Source organism: Leuconostoc kimchii IMSNU 11154 (assembly GCF_000092505.1).
Taxonomy (GTDB): domain Bacteria; phylum Bacillota; class Bacilli; order Lactobacillales; family Lactobacillaceae; genus Leuconostoc; species Leuconostoc kimchii.
In genome coordinates, this window is sequence record NC_014136.1 from 370,458 (window position 1) to 388,469 (window position 18,012).

The following is an 18,012-nucleotide window of genomic DNA, read 5'->3' on the forward strand; positions in this document are numbered from 1 at the left end:
TTAGAGGTGTGCTAAAGACAAAAATAAAAACGCACGGGGCGTTCTTGATAATTATATCAGATATAAGCCCCTTTTTAAAGGAGGCTTTTTATATGGCGAGTTTTGAAAAACGTGGCAAAAAATGGCGGGCTGTTGTATCCGTTACCGGTAACAAAGGCATTAGAAAGAAAATATCGAAAACTTTCGATACCAAAAAAGAAGCCTCTGCTTGGTCTATTGAACAAGAAAACAAGTCAAACAACGGCTATGATGTGTTCAGTAGTAAAATACTTTATAGTGATTACTATATAAAGTGGGTAGAAACGTATAAGCGCCCTATCATCAGAGAATCTACGTACATAAGATATAAATCATGGATAAAAAATGTACAGAATTTGTTTGCTGGTATCCGTTTAGATCAACTAACTAATTATCGGATTCAACAATTAATCAATCAATACGGAGAAACCCATACTTTGAAATCCACACAAGGCTTTCTGGTTTCTGTCAGAAGTTCCTTGAAAGATGCCTTATTAGATGGCTATATAGATAAAGATATATTTAGCAGAGTTAGAGCAAACAGTCACTTTGAAACACATAAATCAGAAAACTATCTCAGCGCTGAAGAATTTGAGAGATTGCAGACTTTTTTGTATGAAAATCAAAATCAAATGGTTCAGAATTCAAAATTGCTAATGGTATTAATTGCTTTGGAAACTGGTGCAAGACTAGGTGAAATATTCGCGTTACGAACATCAGATATACAACCAAATAAAATCATCATTGATGAATCATATTCAGCATCTTCTCATGAATATACCGCTCCGAAAACCAATTCATCTATTCGGTCAGTCAGCATATCACAAAAATTAAATAGCGCAATAGAAAATTATATAAAGAACACCGCAAAAACTGACTTACTTTTTAAGCCGCAATATAGAGCTAATGTGGGTCACACTCTTGAAACAATTCTAAAACATGCTGGTGTACATCAAATTCGCTTTCATGGTCTGAGGCACTCACACGTTTCTTATCTATTGCATAAAGGTGTAGATATAGCTTACATATCAAAACGAGTTGGCCATTCTAATACGACTATCACGCTCCAAGTATATGCACATCTACTAAAAGAAAAAGAACAAGCGCAAGATGCACTCGTTCTCGATATACTTTCTAACCATTAAATATTTCTCTTGTCCCCAATAGTCCCCAAGAATACTATTAAACAGCTATTTTAAAGGGTGTAAATTATTCCCATTCAACCGTAGCTGGTGGCTTAGCAGTAATATCATAGACCACGCGGTTAATATGTCCAACCTCATTAACAATACGTGCTGAAATTTTCTGGAGCAATGGCCAAGGTAGCTGCGCAAAGTCAGCCGTCATGCCATCAACTGAAGTAATCGCTCTTATAGCAATTGTATAATCATAGGTACGATAATCACCCATGACGCCCACTGAACGAACACCAGTTAAAACAGTAAAATACTGCCAAACATCAGCTTCGAGACCAGCTTTTGAAATTTCATCACGCAAAATCCAATCAGAATCTCGTACAATTTCGAGCTTATCTTCTGTAATATCGCCCAATATACGAATGCCTAACCCAGGGCCTGGAAATGGTTGTCGCCAAACCATTTCATGAGGCATATCGAGTGCTTCACCAAGTTCACGTACCTCATCTTTGAATAACGTATTAAGTGGCTCGATTAACTTAAATTGTAAGTCTTCTGGTAAGCCCCCAACATTATGATGTGATTTAATTGTTTGAGCAGTATCTGTTCCTGACTCAATCACATCAGTATATAAAGTGCCTTGTGCTAAGAACTCAATACCATCCAACTTTGTTGCTTCATCATTGAACACTTGAATAAATTCATTACCAATGATTTTACGCTTTTGTTCGGGATCTGTGATACCTGCCAATTTTGACAAAAAGCGTTCTTGGGCATCCACTTTGATAATATTCAAACCAAACTGTTGCCCCATCATTTCCATAACTTGTTCAGCTTCATTTTTACGCAACAAGCCATGATCAACAAAAATAGATGTTAGTTGGCTTCCTATGGCTTTATGCAATAAAACACCAACAACTGATGAATCAACACCGCCAGAAAGACCTAACAAAACTTTTTTATCACCAACAACCTCACGAATATGCGCTATTTGTTCATCTATAAACCCACTCATATCCCAATTAGCTTCAGCATGCGCAATATCGAAAACGAAATTGTGCAAAATTTGTTGACCATGTTCAGAAAGTGTCGTTTCCGCATGAAATTGTACACCATACAATCGCCGTTGATCATCAGCAATGGCAGCAATCGGTGTTGCATCAGAACCACCAGCCACCACAAAGCCATCCGGTAAGTTCACGACATTATCTGAGTGACTCATCAAAACCGTTTGAGAATCTGGTGTATTTGCAAGTAACAACCCAGATTTTTGCTTTTGATGCAAAATTGTTTGTCCAAACTCACCATTGCCAGGATTAGCTTCGACTTTTCCACCTAAGGTTTGTGCCATTAATTGCATACCGTAGCACACACCAAGAATTGGTAGACCAAGATCAAAGATAGCCTTATCCACTGTAAAAGCATTTGCTTCATATACAGACATTGGACCGCCAGACAGAATAATTGCTTTAGGATTATACGCTTTAATTTCCGCTATTGTCATATTGCGAGACTTCAGCTCTGAAAAAACACCCATCTCACGTATTCGGCGGGTAATTAATTGGTTATATTGACTACCGTAGTCCAATACCAGGACTTTATCGGCATTTACTTCAGCCATTGTGTTACTCTCCTTCAAATTCAAAGTAAATTTCATCTTTGTCAGAATAATTATTACTTTGCATAGTTTGGTGCAATTTTAGTAATTTCAACATCATGTGGATGTGACTCACGAAGTCCATTATCAGTTATTTGAACAAATTGTGCTGTTAATTTCAAGTCTAATACGGTTGATGATCCTGTATAACCCATACCAGCTCTCAGACCACCATCTGCCTGAAAAATAGCATCATCTATAGACATATCGCCACCAGCAAATGTGCCATCTGCCTCTAAAACCTCACCCTTGAGTAGATCTGTCACTAAAACAGCGTCTGCGCCAGCTGAAATGGCTTTTACAACATCACCAGAATAGTGTACACCACCAGATGAAATAACAGCTTTATCAAAATCAGCTGCTACTTCAGCAATAGCCATTGTAGTAGTTAAAAATGGATAGAATGTGTTATTGGGTAAATCTGAATTGACCGCGCGACCAGCAATCACTGCATCAACACCATCTTGATATAGCGCACCCGCAATACCTTGGTCTTCAACAGTACCAACCGCGATAAACACTGTTGGATAAGCTTTTCGAACATCTTTTACAATAGCATTTGTTTCTGCATCCAAATCATCTTGTAAATAAAAGAATATAGCATCTGCGCCTGCTGATACAAGCTTTTCAACGCGTGCTTGCGCATCTGTGATCAACCAAACCTCAGCAGCAACACGAACTTTCCCAAGTGCATCCAAAAAGGCATTCGGATATTTTTCTAAGTCAACTGGCACAGCTTTTGCAGTTTTAACAGCCAATACTTGTGCGGCTATATCTTCTTGTTCTGCAATAACGCCCAAACCACCATTCAACGCTGTAGCTGCTACGCGTTGATCCGTTGCCACACCTTGTGCCTCAGCAATGACAGGAATATTTAAAACAAAGTTCTGGGCAAGTGTTGTTGCTAAGGATACTGTATGTGGTAAAACATTTGAAGCGCCTGGTACAAGCAATACTTGATCATAACCAAGGCCATAATTTTCATTATTTTCAGGCATATTTTTTCTCCATTATTTTAACATTAAAAGGTTGGTATGATAACTGGTTGCTTGTCTTTGGATAGCTCGGCCTCGTAATCAACCACATTGATATCGCGTACAATATAATCTTTTGATACGAGATCTGTAATTGTTTTGGCACCTATTTCAACCATATCATGACGGACTTGTGTCATGATGATGTTCAAAACATCAACCAAAGCACCCTTATATGCAACTCGTGCTTCAATACCTTCTGGTACCATTTTTTTGGCTTCATTAACCTCACCTTGGAAGTAACGATCCTTAGACCCTGCTTCCATGGCAGCGATTGATCCCATACCACGATATGTCTTGTACTTTTTTCCTTGATCTTCAAAAATAACGCCTGGTGTTTCTTCTGTGCCAGAAAACATCGAACCTAACATCACTGCATTACCACCAGCAGCAAGCGCTTTAACGATATCCTCTGGTGTCTTAGCGCCACCATCAGCAATAATTGTTTTACCACGGCGAGCAGCTTCTTTAGCTGCATCACGAACAGCTGAAATTTGTGGTACACCAATACCTGCAACAACACGCGTTGTGCAAATTGATCCCGGTCCAATACCTATTTTAACAACGTCAGCACCAGCATCATATAATGCTGCCGCGCCATCGGTTGTTGCAATATTACCAGCAATAATATTTAAATCTGGAAATGCTTCCCGTACTTCTGACACCTTACGTAACACACCTTCAGAATGACCATGTGCAGAATCCAAAACAATTGCATCAACACCTGTCGCAACCATAGCTGCCACACGCTTAACAGTATCAGAAGTTACACCTACTGCGCCTGCGACTAACAAACGTCCTTGTTCATCCACTGCAGCATTCGGGTAATTATCAGCATCCCATGTAGCTGTCTTAACGGTCTTAATCTCATCTGCTTGCTCTGCAATGGTCATATTTTTATGAACGACACCCAAGCCGCCAAGCTTAGCCAACTCTATGGCAAAACGTGATTCCGTCACTGTATCCATCGCAGCTGAGAGTAATGGTAACTTCAATTTCAAAGTTGGTGTGAGCACTGTTTCAACGTGTAACTCATTATTTTCAACATGATCAATTTGGTCATGTACTAACTTGACATCGTCAAATGTTAAGCCCATTTTTGCAAATTTATTGCGCGAGCTAAACTTAGGTTTTTCATCATCTATGAAAAATTTTTGCATGAGATCCTCCATTATTAAACGTATGAACATTGTTTTATTGTGCCATACTTGTTGTCTAGTAGCCTTTTTGTTAACACCATTGTCAACAGATCCGCCGTCATATCATTTTTGGTACAAAAAAAGCATCTGGGATACACAGATCCACAAATGCACGAATAATATCACTTTGATATTTTCTGACATTTGCGAATAGTCACGACTTTTGGGACGTGGTAGAAACTGCTGGCCATTTTCCAGCGATATATCTGCAAACAAATGATTTAGTTGTTGGTATAACTTTAACGGTTTTTATGAGAAAAATCAACCCTTAATTATTTAGTTTAAAATCATAACAATGACTCACATGAATTATTATCTACTGCATCTAAAACACACGCGAGCTAGACACAATAATCATATAAAAAGCCAGACATTAACTGTCTGGCTTAACTTTACATTTTTTCTAAACGTAAAATACGTTCTTCAATCGGTGGATGTGTCTCAAATAAGTGGGTTTTCTTTTTTAGAGGATTACTAATATATAAGGCAGCTGACGATGGATCGACATCAGCCATTGGTTTTGCCGACCCTAGCTTACGTAACGCAGAAATCAGTTCTTGTGGATTTCTGGTTAACTCAACACTACCCGCATCCGCAAGATACTCACGATTGCGTGAAATAGCCATTTGAATGACACCTGCAAGTAATGGTGCCAGTGCCATGACTAAAATTGAAAAAATCAACAAAACAACTTGTAGCCCGCCACTATTATTATCTCGATCATTACGATTGCGATTCCCACCACCAAAAAACCACCAATTACTACCGAGATTTGTTAACAGTGTAATAGCCGCCATTAACGCTAATGCAATGGTCGAAATACGAATATCATAATTTCGGACATGGCTTATTTCATGACCAATCACACCTTCTAGTTCATGACGATCCATTATTTCCAGCAACCCAGTTGTTGCAGCAACGGCTGCGTTTTTAGGACTATTTCCAGTTGCAAACGCATTTGGACTTGCATCCTGAATCACAAATACGCGTGGCATAGGTACCTGCGCAACCATAGCCATATCCTCAACGGTATGCCACAATTCCGGTGCTTGATCTGCCTGTGTAATTTCTTTACCATGATTCATTGCCATCACAACATTTGTTGAATTACTAATCATAATAAAAGTGTAGACACCACCGATAATTAAAGCACCAATAACCCCATACTCCAAAGAGCCAAGTAATAAATAACCTACTGCAGCGCCAACAATGCCCACTAAAATAAGGAAGCCAACCAATAGCACAATCGTTCGACGCTTATTTGATTGTATTTGTTCAAATAACATTAAAATTTAACCGTTGGTACTTCCTTTTCATTTTCCGGTACAGCAATAAATTCACTTGGCTTAAAATGGTGCACGCCAGCAATAATATTACTAGGAAATGATTGTAATTTCGTATTATATCCTGCAGTTGTTGTGTTAAATAATTGACGTGAATAGGCAATTTTGTTCTCTGTGTTTGTTAATTCTTCTTGTAACTTTGTAAAGTTAGCACTAGCCTTTAAATCTGGATACGCTTCTGCAACGGCAAACAGGTGTGTCAACGCACCTGTTAGTTGATCAGAAGCAGCCATTGTTTCAGCTGGTCCCTTCGCACTATTCACATGTGTTCTTGCATCTGTGACCGCTTGTAGCGTTGACTTTTCGAAGTCAGCATAACCTTTAACTGTGTTCACAAGGTTTGGAATTAAATCATTTCGACGCTTCAATTGTACGTCAATTTGACTCCACGATTCTTGTGTTTGCATACGATACTTGACCAAGCTGTTGTAAATGCTAATCCAAATAATCGCCACGATTACGACTACCACGACAATAATAATTAATGCCATATGTTTTGCCTACTTTCTTTTATTAACCCTTAATTTTCTCGACATTTTGGTGTTCATTAGATGTTGTCAGGCACCTAATCAACAAAGACCTCCCGCTTATCCTTTAAGCCAACCATTTTGAAATGATCATCGTACCATTGATAAAAAAATGGCAACTGCTGAAATAAAGTATAGATGGTAACCGCTTTGTTACTATCTATAATATCATATGTCCACTGTTCATGACCATTGTTTGTGGAATGTTGCGTCAATTGTAACCTGATCTCTCCGATTTCAATTTCAACCCCTATGACCTCATCTTTGATGCGTTTTAAAATAAATTGCTGTTTAACTGCTTCAACAAACAAGCTATCCAACAAGCTGTTTGATAAGCCTTCTTGACTCATTTTTAGGTTGGTTTGTTCAAACTGTGATAATCCTGGCAACATTAAATCATAAGATTCTTCTGAAAATTGCGCAGCGATTGCCGTTAACCTTTTTTGGAAGCTAGCTAAGGCATTAACACCAGCTAATTGAATGGCGTCTGTTTGCACGAGTTTGGCAAATTGTTGTGTATCGAGATAAAAACGTTTCTGAGCGATATCCCAATAGAGTACTCTTAAATTTTGTGCCGTTTCTTCTAAATAATAACCACCTGCAGCAAGGGGGGCTTTCATAAAACGAAATGAGGCATTAGGCCACTCTGAAAAATGTAATTCAACCACTTTTTGTCCATTAGGTAAGGACACATCAGTTTGCGATAAAGATGCCCATGTTGCAAATTTTGCAAACGCTATGGTAACCCAATGTGTACTTGGAAACCAATAATCATTGGCAATACGAACCATCTGCGACTGATGACTATCAAAAGCCAAAATTTTCTGCAAAATATCTAGTGATTCTGCCATGCTCTGTGTTTGGTCCAATGCTTTAATAAGTGATTGCCAACCCTCAAACAAATTCAAATCTTTTTTTAATTGCTCACTATAGTTTTGTATATTAAAATCATCCATACGCTATTTTTGACCTAAATGTGTCATATACGTGACATATATATTATCTAACTGTGCTGTAAAGGTTGCGACATCTTCATACTGTTCTAAAATGGCTTGTAATTCCAGATGACGTAAGGCATCTTCTTTTTCGAGTACTAATAATTCCTCCTGTTGGTCGATCAATTTTTGTTGTACTTCAGGTACCCGCTTCTGTGTTGCCACTAACAAATCACGTTTTTTAGTTAGTGCTTCCCGTGTCGCTTTATCAGAACGACCAAATAATCCCGACTTATTTGCTGTAATCTCTTCTAATTGGTCTTCAATAACTTTAAGTTCAAGTGATCGTTTTGTATCGTCATCTAAAAACACCTTTAGCCCTGTTATAATTTGAGTTAATTCGGCAATTTTTGACTGATTAAGTGTTTCTCCTTTAGGTAGTTCAGAGGTAGTTGTTAACTCTGATATCAAAATATTATCTACTTTTAAAGTGACTGAAAGTATATTTAGTGTGCCTAATTGACGATGATCCCACCAATCACCAATATAGATACGATAACTTTCTGGCTCATCTACCACGGCCTCATATGTCAAAAAATCAAATTGTGTCACGATATAGGACAGTAACTCAGGTGCTAAATATGTCGCAATGTCTTGTTGTATATCAGAAACCAAAAAAGCTTGTTGATTATTAGGACTTGAATCGCTGATTTTTAAAATCAGTTGTTCAAATTTTTTTGAATCAAGTAATTGATAAACCTGTAATGACCGATTACCTGTAATCGCTGATTGTAGTTGATTCAAATATAGAATTTTTTTATCGAGCTGATTCACAAGTTCTGGATTCAATATTGTTTGTGTATCTTGATTTGTCATATCTGCATCTCCATTTAGCACAAAACTTATTTTTAGCATACACCAACTTTGGAAATAAGCATACCCTATTAACTATTCTTTATCTACTTCATTTAAAAAGACAGAAAAAGCGATGATTAATCATCGCTTTGGTCGTAATTTTTGTGGTACATAACTTATTTTGCTACCTAATAAGTCATCCCCAAATCCCATACGTAAGTATAACAAGATCACGACAATACCACCCACACCGGCACTCAGTAATGATGTAATCGTAACAGATATTTTTGTATCAACTGGGAAAACAAAATTCCCAAATATAAACACAACTAAGTAAGCTATAATCGCCATAATCACAGCACCAATAAACAACTGCCATAATTCCTTCTCGACTGATGTAAGCGATACGCCATAGGCTTTTTTTAAGAAGTCTAACATGTACGCAATTGCTATTGCCATACCAACCATGCTAGCCATTAAAGCGCCCATGCCTTCAAAATAACGAACTAATGGTACCTGTAAAGCTATTTTAACTAACATACCAAACACAAAAGATTTTATCACAATAGATACTTCCGACAAAGCTTGTAGCACAAACGCTAATAACATAAATAGACTAAAAGCAATAGCCAGTATTGTTGAGTATTGTAACAAATAAATACCTTCTTGGTTTGAAACATCGATTGGATAAAACATTTTATAAAGCGGTCCAGCAATTGCAAACATGCCAAGTGTGCTTGGCAACATCACAAGCGCAAACAATTTAATAACCTGCTTCAATTGTTCTTGAATGTTTTCACGTGTCAGTGTTGCTTTTTTACCTGACAACATAGGTAATATTGTTGCCGCTATACTCGTTGAAAAAGGCACAATAATCATGATCAGTTTATTTGGATTAGCACTAAATAACGCAAATTGTGTTTGTAATTGCGCGTTCGTATTAGCGAAAAAATGTGCCATAATGTCAAAATAAGTATATTGGTCAACTAGCTGGAACAAAGTGATCGCTGAACCAATGATAATAAATGGCCATGATTCTTTTAAAATATTAAAAATCAACCGCAACGTTGGCGTTTGTTCCTCTGGCGCAACTTGAGGTAGAGCACTTGATAGAAAGACATGACGATACCTTAGCCAACCCCAGATCAGCACGAGCATACTAAATATGGCACCAATAAACGCAGCAAAAGTAGATTGCACAACAACGCCGCTCCAATTACCTGGATTAGCTTTTAAAATAATCACTGCAGTGACCAACATATAAATAACACGTGCAATTTGTTCCACAACTTGAGACAACGCTGAAATACTCATTAGTTGGTAACCTTGAAACACACCACGAAGCATTGACATAACTGGGAAAATTGCCACTGCTGGTGCTAACGAATGCAAAACAGGTACAAAATTAGCATTGCCCATGGAAAGCACTGGCGTAAGCACGTAAATAGCAGTACCAAATACAATTCCTAAAAATACACCTAGCCACATTGATTGACGGATTAACTGGCGCGATTGATAAACATTTTGACGTGCATTATACTCGGCCACCAATTTTGATATTGCCGAAGGGACACCAAATGTAGCAATAGCTAAAAATATAGCATATATCGTGTACCCTTGCGTAAACAAACCATTGGCACGATTGGAGTTAGATCCTAATAATGCCATCCAAGGTACAATATAAACAGCGCCTAAAATGCGCGATAACATGTTACCAGCTGATAACCAAGCAGAACCCTTTACTAATGTTGCTTGTGAATCATTCTTCACCTGCTCAGATGATGCCTCATTTTTGGGTAACACATCTGCGTCAAAGGGATCGGATATCGATTTCTGCTTCAAGTTTGGCTTTTTCTGGCCTATTTTTTGACGAGACCTTTCATTTTTTGCTTTAATTACTGCAATTTGTTGAGCGCTTGGTTCTTGAGCACGATTATCTTGCTCCGGTTGCATCTGCTGCTTCTGCTGTACGCGTTGCCGTGCTCGTGCTAGTATTTCCTCTGCACTTAATATTTGACCGTCAACATTAACTTTGTCGACATGTTGTCCACGCATTTTCAGATCATCTGGATGTTGTTCACCCGCCATTTGTGTACTCCTCTTAACTTATGTACGCTGGCATACACCAGCTTATTAGTCCTTTAAAGATTAATTTTATCCAACGACAATATTAACAAACTTTCCTGGAATGGCAATAATCTTACGAACTGTCTTTCCAGCAATAAAATTCTGAACATTATCATCTAATTTTGCAGAAGCAATCATACTATCTTTATCAATATCACGTGTAACAGTTGCCTTACCACGTACCTTACCATTGACTTGGAAAATAATTTCAACCGTGTCATCAACAAGTTGCGCTTGGTCGTACGTTGGCCAAGTAACATATGATATTGATGCCTCATTTCCCAGACGAACCCACAGTTCTTCAGCTAAATGAGGTGCAAACGGTGCTAACAATTGGATAAAGCCATTCATATAATCAAGTGGTAGTGCGTCTGATTTATAAGCCTCATTAACAAACACCATCATTTGAGAAATGGCAGTATTAAAACGCATGTTTTCTAAATCTTCAGTCACTTTTTTAACTGTTTGATTATAGATTTTGTCTAGATCACCTGGATTATAAGTCGTCACGTGGTCGCGTAGACGATCGTTGTCATCAATTAACAAACGCCAAACACGATCAAGCCAACGCCGCGATCCTGTGATGCCTTCTTCAGACCATGGTTTATTCTGTGTTAAAGGTCCCATGAACATTTCATAGACACGTAACGTATCTGCACCAAAAGCCGCAACAATATCATCTGGATTGACAACATTACCCTTTGATTTTGACATTTTTTCGTGGTTTGCGCCTAAAATCATTCCTTGATTGACTAACTTTTGGAACGGTTCTTTTGTTGGTACAACACCTAAATCATACAAGAATTTGTGCCAAAAACGAGCGTACAATAAGTGTAACACAGCATGTTCTGCACCGCCAACGTACAGGTCAACATTCATCCAATACTTTAGTTTGTCTGAATCTGCTAATACTTCATCATTATGGGGATCAATATAGCGTAAGAAATACCACGATGAACCTGCCCACTGTGGCATCGTATTTGTTTCACGACGCCCCTTAACACCGTCCTCACGTGTCACTTCTAGCCAATCAGTCAAGTTAGCAAGTGGTGACTCACCACTACCTGACGGTCTTAGCTCCGTTGCACGTGGCAATAAAAGTGGTAATTCTTTTTCAGGAACTAAAGAGGTTGTGCCATCTTCCCAATGAATAACTGGAATTGGTTCACCCCAGTAACGTTGACGCGAAAAGATCCAATCACGTAATCGGAAGTTAGTCTGGGCATGCCCAGCTTGATGTGATTCTAGCCACGATATAGTCTGATCAATAGCTGAAGCTTTATCCAAGCCATCTAAGAAACCAGAATTAATATGTGTTCCATCACCCATATAGGCTTCTTTTGTGCTGTCCCCACCAGCTATCACTGGCTTAATATTCAAATCAAACTTTTTCGCAAAATCAAAGTCACGTGTGTCGTGTGCAGGAACTGCCATAATTGCGCCTGTACCATATGACGCCAAAACATAATCAGCAATCCAAATTGGTAACTTTTCACCATTAATGGGATTAATCCCATATGCGCCTGTAAAAACACCTGTTTTATCTTTATTTAAATCGGTGCGTTCCAAATCAGACTTCGCCGCAATGTCTGCACGATAATTTGCTACAGCTTGTTTTTGAGCATCAGTCACAATATCATCAACTAAAGTATGTTCTGGTGCTAAAACCATATATGACGCACCAAATAATGTATCAGGTCGCGTTGTATAGACTTCAATCTGCTTATCAGTATTAGCGACTTTGAAAAATACCGCAGCACCTTTTGAACGGCCAATCCAATGCCGTTGTTGCTCTTTAATCGCCTCTGGCCAGTCTAGATCATCTAAGTCATCAACCAAACGATCTGCGTAAGCTGTTATTTTCAAAACCCATTGACGTAAAGCTTTACGTTCAACCTTATTACCGGAACGCTCCGACTTACCATCAATGACTTCCTCATTAGCCAAAACAACACGATCAATCGGGTCCCAATTAACCATCATATTTGACTCATAAGCTAAACCTTTTTCGTACAACTTCTCAAAAATCCATTGTGTCCATTTATAAAATTTAGGGTCGGTCGTATTAATTTCACGATTCCAATCATACGACAAGCCCAAAGATTTGATTTGCTCACGAAAATGTGCAACGTTTTGACTCGTAAAGTCAGCGGGATTGTGTCCTGTTTTCAGAGCATATTGTTCTGCTGGCAAACCAAAAGCATCCCAACCCATTGGATGCAGTACATTAAATCCTTGTGTTCGTTTAAACCGACTCATAATATCAGTTGCCGTGTAGCCTTCGGGATGCCCAACATGTAAGCCTTGACCTGATGGATATGGAAACATGTCCACAGCATAATACTTTGGTTTATTTGTCTCGTCACTTGTTGCAAAAGTTTGATATTCATCCCAATACTTTTGCCATTTTGTTTCGATTTTTTGATGCTCGTATGCCATACTAATCGTTTAGTACTATCAGGATCATAAGTTTCACTGATCTAAACAGCACTTCCTCCTCATTATTTTGATAATTAAAATTAAAAAAGTTCGCTCTACGTCACACTAAAAGTATGACATAGGGCGAATTATCGCGGTACCACCTATGTTCACGTACCAAAAATACGTCTCATCTGTCTTATCGCGACAACACGTCGAAAACTACTCTGATTTCACTTTCAAACAATTTCGCCGAGTTCCACGGGTTGATTGATAAACTTGCATTCCCGTTTATTTTCTAATACCCCTCACCATGTACTACTGCCAAATATAATGACCTAATTATATCACGTTTTATTAAAATCAGGTATACTATATATTATGCTCAATAAACAAAAATTACAACTCTTATGTGCGTCAATTGCTTTTAGTATTTTTCTAGGACTTGCGTTAGGTGTTTTTCTTCAGTCAGAATGGATTGATACAGTAAACCATTTTGGCCAACAATTAATCCAAAAACGTTCACCTATTGCAGATACTTTCTTTACTAACATCACACAACTAGGAAGCGTCACATTTACATCATTTGTAACGCTTTTACTCTCTGCGTTCCTTATTTCCCAACGCCAATACCGTTTGTTCCTTTTTTTAATCGTAAATATTGCTATTTCTGCTGGATTAATGACACAATTAGTAAAATACACCATTAAAAATCCACGTCCTTCAGCACAACTGATACCCGAATATGGTTACAGCTTTCCGTCTGGACACACAATGGTATCGATACTACTCTACGGCACAATCATTATTTTCGTTCGACTTTATATCACAAATACTTGGCTTAAGAATAGCATGCAATTTCTTTTTCTAAGCCTAATTGTTATCATTCCAGTCAGCCGAATCTACATTAATGTCCACTATCCTAGCGATATTTTAGCCGGCTTAGCACTTGGTTACAGTCTACTGATGTTATCCCACTACATTTTTAATATTGGAGAACAAACATGATCCCTACAACGCAAACTTTTATTCACCAATTAATTGAACAAGCAGTCCACGTGGGTGACATCGTTGTAGATGCTACAACCGCAAATGGTATTAATACACGATTTTTGGCGACACGTGTTGGCAACACCGGTCGAGTAATTAGCTATACAACAACAAAAGACAACGCTAACGCAACGGCAGCTTCGCTTTTCATGAGCGGCTTATCAGAACGTGTTACTTTACTGAGTAAAACGATAGACCGCCAATTTATTGCTGAGCTTGGCCTTCAAAATCAAGCACGCATTGTCATATTTGATTATTCTAGTGATTCTGAAAATAGTCATGACCGACCAGATGATTATCTCGATCAAATTGATCGTGTTATCCCTCGTTTAACACACGGTGGTCTATTAATTATTAAATTCGATGATGTGCCTGAAAACTGGTCAGTCTATTCTCAAAGCTTATTAACAGCCGATTTTCAACAAGCAAATTATAAAACAAATACAACACAAACCTATCTCATCGAAAGAATTTAAAGGATGCCAGCATGAATAAGAAAAAACAATATATCATACTTACAGCTATGGGTACAATCTTAATAATCCTTATCATTGGTATTGTGATACTAACATCACACGCTAACCAAACACCTACAAGTGATGCCAGTACTAGCACGCCTTCTCAAACAAAAAAAGATCCTAATTTAGACAAAGTTCCCTTGCCTCAATTAGACACCCAAGTGGCATCTAATGAAAGTGAAGTTAAAATCACAACAACAGATGGCGATATAACAGTGAAATTATTTAACCAGTATGCACCTTTAGCAGTGGAAAACTTTCTAACACATGCTAAGCAAAATTATTACAATAACACGATATTCCACCGAGTTATCGCTGACTTCATGATTCAAGGTGGTGATCCTAAGGGCAATGGTAGCGGTGGACACTCAATATGGTACGATAAAAATAACAGCATTGATAGTGGTCATGGCTTTAAAGATGAAATTAGCTCATCTTTGTATAACATACGTGGTGCGTTGACAATGGCTAATTCTGGTCCAAATACTAACGGATCACAGTTTTTCATTAATCAAAATGTAAAAAATCAAACACAACAGTTAGACACAAATAATTACCCTAAAAAAATAGTTGATGCTTATCAAAAGGGTGGAAACCCCTCACTTGATGGCAGCTATACTGTATTTGGACAAGTCATTTCTGGCATGGCATCCGTTGATAAAATTGCAACTGCAAAAGTAAAAACTGGTGGCGAAGGTTCTACCCCAGTTAAACCAGTCAAAATTATCAGCATCAAAATCTTAAAAGAAGCTAAATGATATAATCAAAGTAATACAAAAGAGATGTTAAACTAAGCTCAAAAATTGAGGGTGAGTTTAACATCTCTTTTGTATTGCGAAAACTATTTTTCTGATGTCCGCATAATTAATACATCAACAGCCGACGTTTGTGTAACAAATGATGGTACAGTACCTGCCATTGCACGCTGTAAACGACTTAGACCCGTTTCGCCAACTACAATCATATCATTCTTATGGTCCTTTGGAAAATCACGTGCGATTACTTGTTTAGGAGTTCCAAAACGTACGTGAATATCCGTATTAGCATGACCTATAGCCTTCGCGTAGGCATATGCTTCGTTGATCATATCTTCAGCATCTTGCTCCATTTGATAAACAATATCCGCATTCATAACAACAGTACCAAAATAGCCACCGCTCGTATCCACAACAATCAAAATATCCATGTGTGCTTCTGGTGCAAATTCATGTACACGTTTGATCAATAAGTTTGATACTTTTGATCCATCCACTGCTACCAAAATATTTTTGTATGCCATATTATTTGTTATGTTGCGCAATCTGCGCGACACGCTCCTTCACTTATCTTATTACAAATCTATTATACCGCTTCTTAATAATAAATGTAAGCGCTTTTAAATTAAGTTACATTTATTTCTGTAACGCATCACGTTTTAATTGTCTTACGCCAGAAGACGTACCAATAATAATTTCATCTGCAACACCTAAAAATAATCCGTGTTCAACTACACCAATCCTACTATCTAAATACTGCCCCAATTGATAAGGTTGATCGATTCTATTTAATACCAAGTCAACGATAAAATGACCCATATCCGTAACAACAGTTTTCCCGTCTTGTTGTCTTAAGACTGGATGTAAATGACGTTTTTTAAAATCAGCAATTAATTTACCACTACCAAAAGGAACAATCTCTACTGGCAAGGGAAAACGTCCTAATTGTTGATGTCGTTTTTGACTATCTATAATCCAAACAACACGGTTTGAATTATGAGCAACAATTTTTTCCATTAAAAAGGCTGCCCCGCCCCCCTTAATGCCATTCATACGATTATCTACTTCATCTGCACCGTCTACTGTTAAATCAATCGCTGGTGCATCATCAATATCAATGATGGTGATACCCAACGATTCGGCTCTATTCGCTGTTTTAAAAGACGTTGTTACACCAACAATTTTTAAATTTTCTTGTCGTATACGTGTTGCAAGCGCATCCAAAAAATAATTAACTGTTGATCCAGTACCTAAACCAACCGTCATACCATTTTTGATTAACTGTGATGCCGCTACCGCTGCATGCTTTTTCTCTAAACTAATATTTTCCATATCTTTATCATAACAAAAAAATCGCGAACTTATGCGCACGAAATTTAACTATTACAATATTTTATTCAAAAAATCTTTTGCACGGTCTGTTTGTGGTGACGTGAAAAAGTCTTCAGGTTTTGAAATTTCTTGCACACTACCATCAGCCATAAACCAGATTGTATCAGCTACCTCACGTGCAAAGCCCATTTCATGCGTAACAACCAACATTGTCATGCCATCCTCTGCCAACTTTTTCATAACTCCCAACACCTCACCAACCATTTCAGGATCCAATGCACTTGTTGGTTCATCAAACAGTAAGACATCAGGTGACATAGCAAGCGCTCTGGCTATTGCCACACGCTGTTGTTGCCCACCTGATAAACTAGATGGGTAAACATCATATTTATCAGCTAAACCAACTTGTGTTAACAATTTTTTTGCCAACTCAGTGGCATCATTATTAGATACCTTTTTAACTTTCATAGGCGCTAATTTCACATTTTCAATGACAGACAAGTTAGGAAATAAATTAAAGCTTTGAAATACCATCCCCATTTTTTCGCGTAATGTATCTAACTGCTTCTCACCAAGATTTGTTAGTTCATTACCTTCAAATATAACCTGACCGCTGGTTGGTGCATCTAATAAGTTAATAGCACGCAAAAAAGTCGACTTTCCAGCGCCTGAAGGGCCTAATATAGCAACTACCTCACCTTGCTTTACTTGCGTATTAATGTGATCAAAAATAAGTTTAGAGCCATATTGCTTTTTTAAGTTACTTACAGTCAATAATTCAGTCATTGTTCTATTACTCCCTTTTATATCTAACTTTAATTATACAGTAAATTCTATCTTATGCTTATTATATACATTATTTTTTTGAATAACTGTATATTATTGCATATAAATTGCGTTATACTGAAATAAAGGAGACTGTGTATGGCAAAAATTGTTAATCGCGAAGAGCAACTTGTAAACTCTTTAGATGATCTTATCTCATTACCTAATGATGATGCTAGTGCAGAAGCACGAGCTTCTGCACTAGGACGTAACACAGATGAGAAATCAAACCTAAAATAAAATATAATTGACGCATGGTGTTGACCATGCGTTTTTCATTGTA

General features: G+C 37.8%; 17 protein-coding genes and 1 riboswitch. Of the genes, 5 read left to right on the forward strand and 12 right to left on the reverse strand.

Features of this window, described 5'->3' with window-relative positions; all coding sequences use genetic code 11:
* Nucleotides 1-92: 92 nt before the first annotated feature.
* A complete protein-coding gene (locus LKI_RS02340; protein WP_013102541.1) occupies nt 93-1,163 on the forward strand; it encodes a tyrosine-type recombinase/integrase in 1,071 nt (356 codons plus the stop codon).
* A 64-nt stretch (nt 1,164-1,227) separates the two neighbouring features.
* Here the strand turns inward: LKI_RS02340 and guaA are convergent, their stop codons facing one another.
* From guaA to leuS, 9 genes are all read right to left on the reverse strand, one after another.
* Entirely contained in the window at nt 1,228-2,775 is a 1,548-nt protein-coding gene (guaA, locus tag LKI_RS02345) for a glutamine-hydrolyzing GMP synthase (protein WP_013102542.1), read from the reverse strand.
* A gap of 53 nt (nt 2,776-2,828) precedes the next feature.
* Nucleotides 2,829-3,809: an IMP dehydrogenase gene (locus LKI_RS02350; RefSeq protein WP_013102543.1), complete on the reverse strand. Its 981-nt coding sequence runs from the start codon at nt 3,807-3,809 to the stop codon at nt 2,829-2,831.
* Between the two features lie 23 nt (nt 3,810-3,832).
* The gene (guaB, locus tag LKI_RS02355) at nt 3,833-5,005 is read right to left on the reverse strand and encodes an IMP dehydrogenase (RefSeq protein WP_013102544.1); all 1,173 of its coding nucleotides are present in this window, start codon (nt 5,003-5,005) and stop codon (nt 3,833-3,835) included.
* Nucleotides 5,006-5,175: 170 nt separating this feature from the next.
* Nucleotides 5,176-5,272: riboswitch (purine riboswitch) on the reverse strand.
* Between the two features lie 164 nt (nt 5,273-5,436).
* Complete coding sequence (htpX, locus tag LKI_RS02360; RefSeq protein ID WP_013102545.1) at nt 5,437-6,330, reverse strand: zinc metalloprotease HtpX; 894 nt, start codon at nt 6,328-6,330, stop codon at nt 5,437-5,439.
* Entirely contained in the window at nt 6,330-6,878 is a 549-nt protein-coding gene (locus LKI_RS02365) for a LemA family protein (protein ID WP_013102546.1), read from the reverse strand. Before LKI_RS02365 ends, htpX begins: the two co-directional genes overlap by 1 nt.
* 74 nt (nt 6,879-6,952) lie before the next feature.
* Nucleotides 6,953-7,870 carry a hypothetical protein gene (locus LKI_RS02370; RefSeq protein ID WP_013102547.1) on the reverse strand — a complete coding sequence of 306 codons (918 nt, stop codon included), beginning with the start codon at nt 7,868-7,870 and terminating at the stop codon, nt 6,953-6,955.
* A gap of 3 nt (nt 7,871-7,873) precedes the next feature.
* A complete protein-coding gene (locus LKI_RS02375; protein WP_013102548.1) occupies nt 7,874-8,725 on the reverse strand; it encodes a hypothetical protein in 852 nt (283 codons plus the stop codon).
* A gap of 120 nt (nt 8,726-8,845) precedes the next feature.
* Nucleotides 8,846-10,792, reverse strand: a complete 1,947-nt coding sequence (locus tag LKI_RS02380) for a putative polysaccharide biosynthesis protein (RefSeq protein ID WP_013102549.1) — start codon at nt 10,790-10,792, stop codon at nt 8,846-8,848.
* Nucleotides 10,793-10,858: 66 nt separating this feature from the next.
* Complete coding sequence (leuS, locus tag LKI_RS02385; RefSeq protein ID WP_013102550.1) at nt 10,859-13,270, reverse strand: leucine--tRNA ligase; 2,412 nt, start codon at nt 13,268-13,270, stop codon at nt 10,859-10,861.
* Nucleotides 13,271-13,630: 360 nt separating this feature from the next.
* On the opposite strand from leuS, the gene LKI_RS02390 reads away from it, so the two are divergent.
* The 3 genes from LKI_RS02390 to LKI_RS02400 are packed head-to-tail and all read left to right on the forward strand — an operon-like array spanning nt 13,631 to nt 15,575.
* Nucleotides 13,631-14,257: a phosphatase PAP2 family protein gene (locus LKI_RS02390; protein WP_013102551.1), complete on the forward strand. Its 627-nt coding sequence runs from the start codon at nt 13,631-13,633 to the stop codon at nt 14,255-14,257.
* Entirely contained in the window at nt 14,254-14,775 is a 522-nt protein-coding gene (locus tag LKI_RS02395) for a hypothetical protein (RefSeq protein ID WP_013102552.1), read from the forward strand. Before LKI_RS02390 ends, LKI_RS02395 begins: the two co-directional genes overlap by 4 nt.
* 11 nt (nt 14,776-14,786) lie before the next feature.
* Nucleotides 14,787-15,575 (forward strand): peptidylprolyl isomerase, encoded by a 789-nt coding sequence (locus LKI_RS02400; RefSeq protein ID WP_013102553.1) that lies wholly within the window; start codon nt 14,787-14,789, stop codon nt 15,573-15,575.
* Between the two features lie 83 nt (nt 15,576-15,658).
* Here the strand turns inward: LKI_RS02400 and LKI_RS02405 are convergent, their stop codons facing one another.
* From LKI_RS02405 to LKI_RS02415, 3 genes are all read right to left on the reverse strand, one after another.
* Nucleotides 15,659-16,096 carry a universal stress protein gene (locus LKI_RS02405; protein ID WP_013102554.1) on the reverse strand — a complete coding sequence of 146 codons (438 nt, stop codon included), beginning with the start codon at nt 16,094-16,096 and terminating at the stop codon, nt 15,659-15,661.
* 112 nt (nt 16,097-16,208) lie between these two features.
* Entirely contained in the window at nt 16,209-16,904 is a 696-nt protein-coding gene (rpiA, locus tag LKI_RS02410; RefSeq protein ID WP_013102555.1) for a ribose-5-phosphate isomerase RpiA, read from the reverse strand.
* 51 nt (nt 16,905-16,955) lie between these two features.
* The gene (locus tag LKI_RS02415; RefSeq protein WP_013102556.1) at nt 16,956-17,690 is read right to left on the reverse strand and encodes an amino acid ABC transporter ATP-binding protein; all 735 of its coding nucleotides are present in this window, start codon (nt 17,688-17,690) and stop codon (nt 16,956-16,958) included.
* A 138-nt stretch (nt 17,691-17,828) separates the two neighbouring features.
* On the opposite strand from LKI_RS02415, the gene LKI_RS10975 reads away from it, so the two are divergent.
* Entirely contained in the window at nt 17,829-17,969 is a 141-nt protein-coding gene (locus LKI_RS10975; protein ID WP_013102557.1) for a hypothetical protein, read from the forward strand.
* The last annotated feature ends 43 nt before the right edge of the window (nt 17,970-18,012 follow it).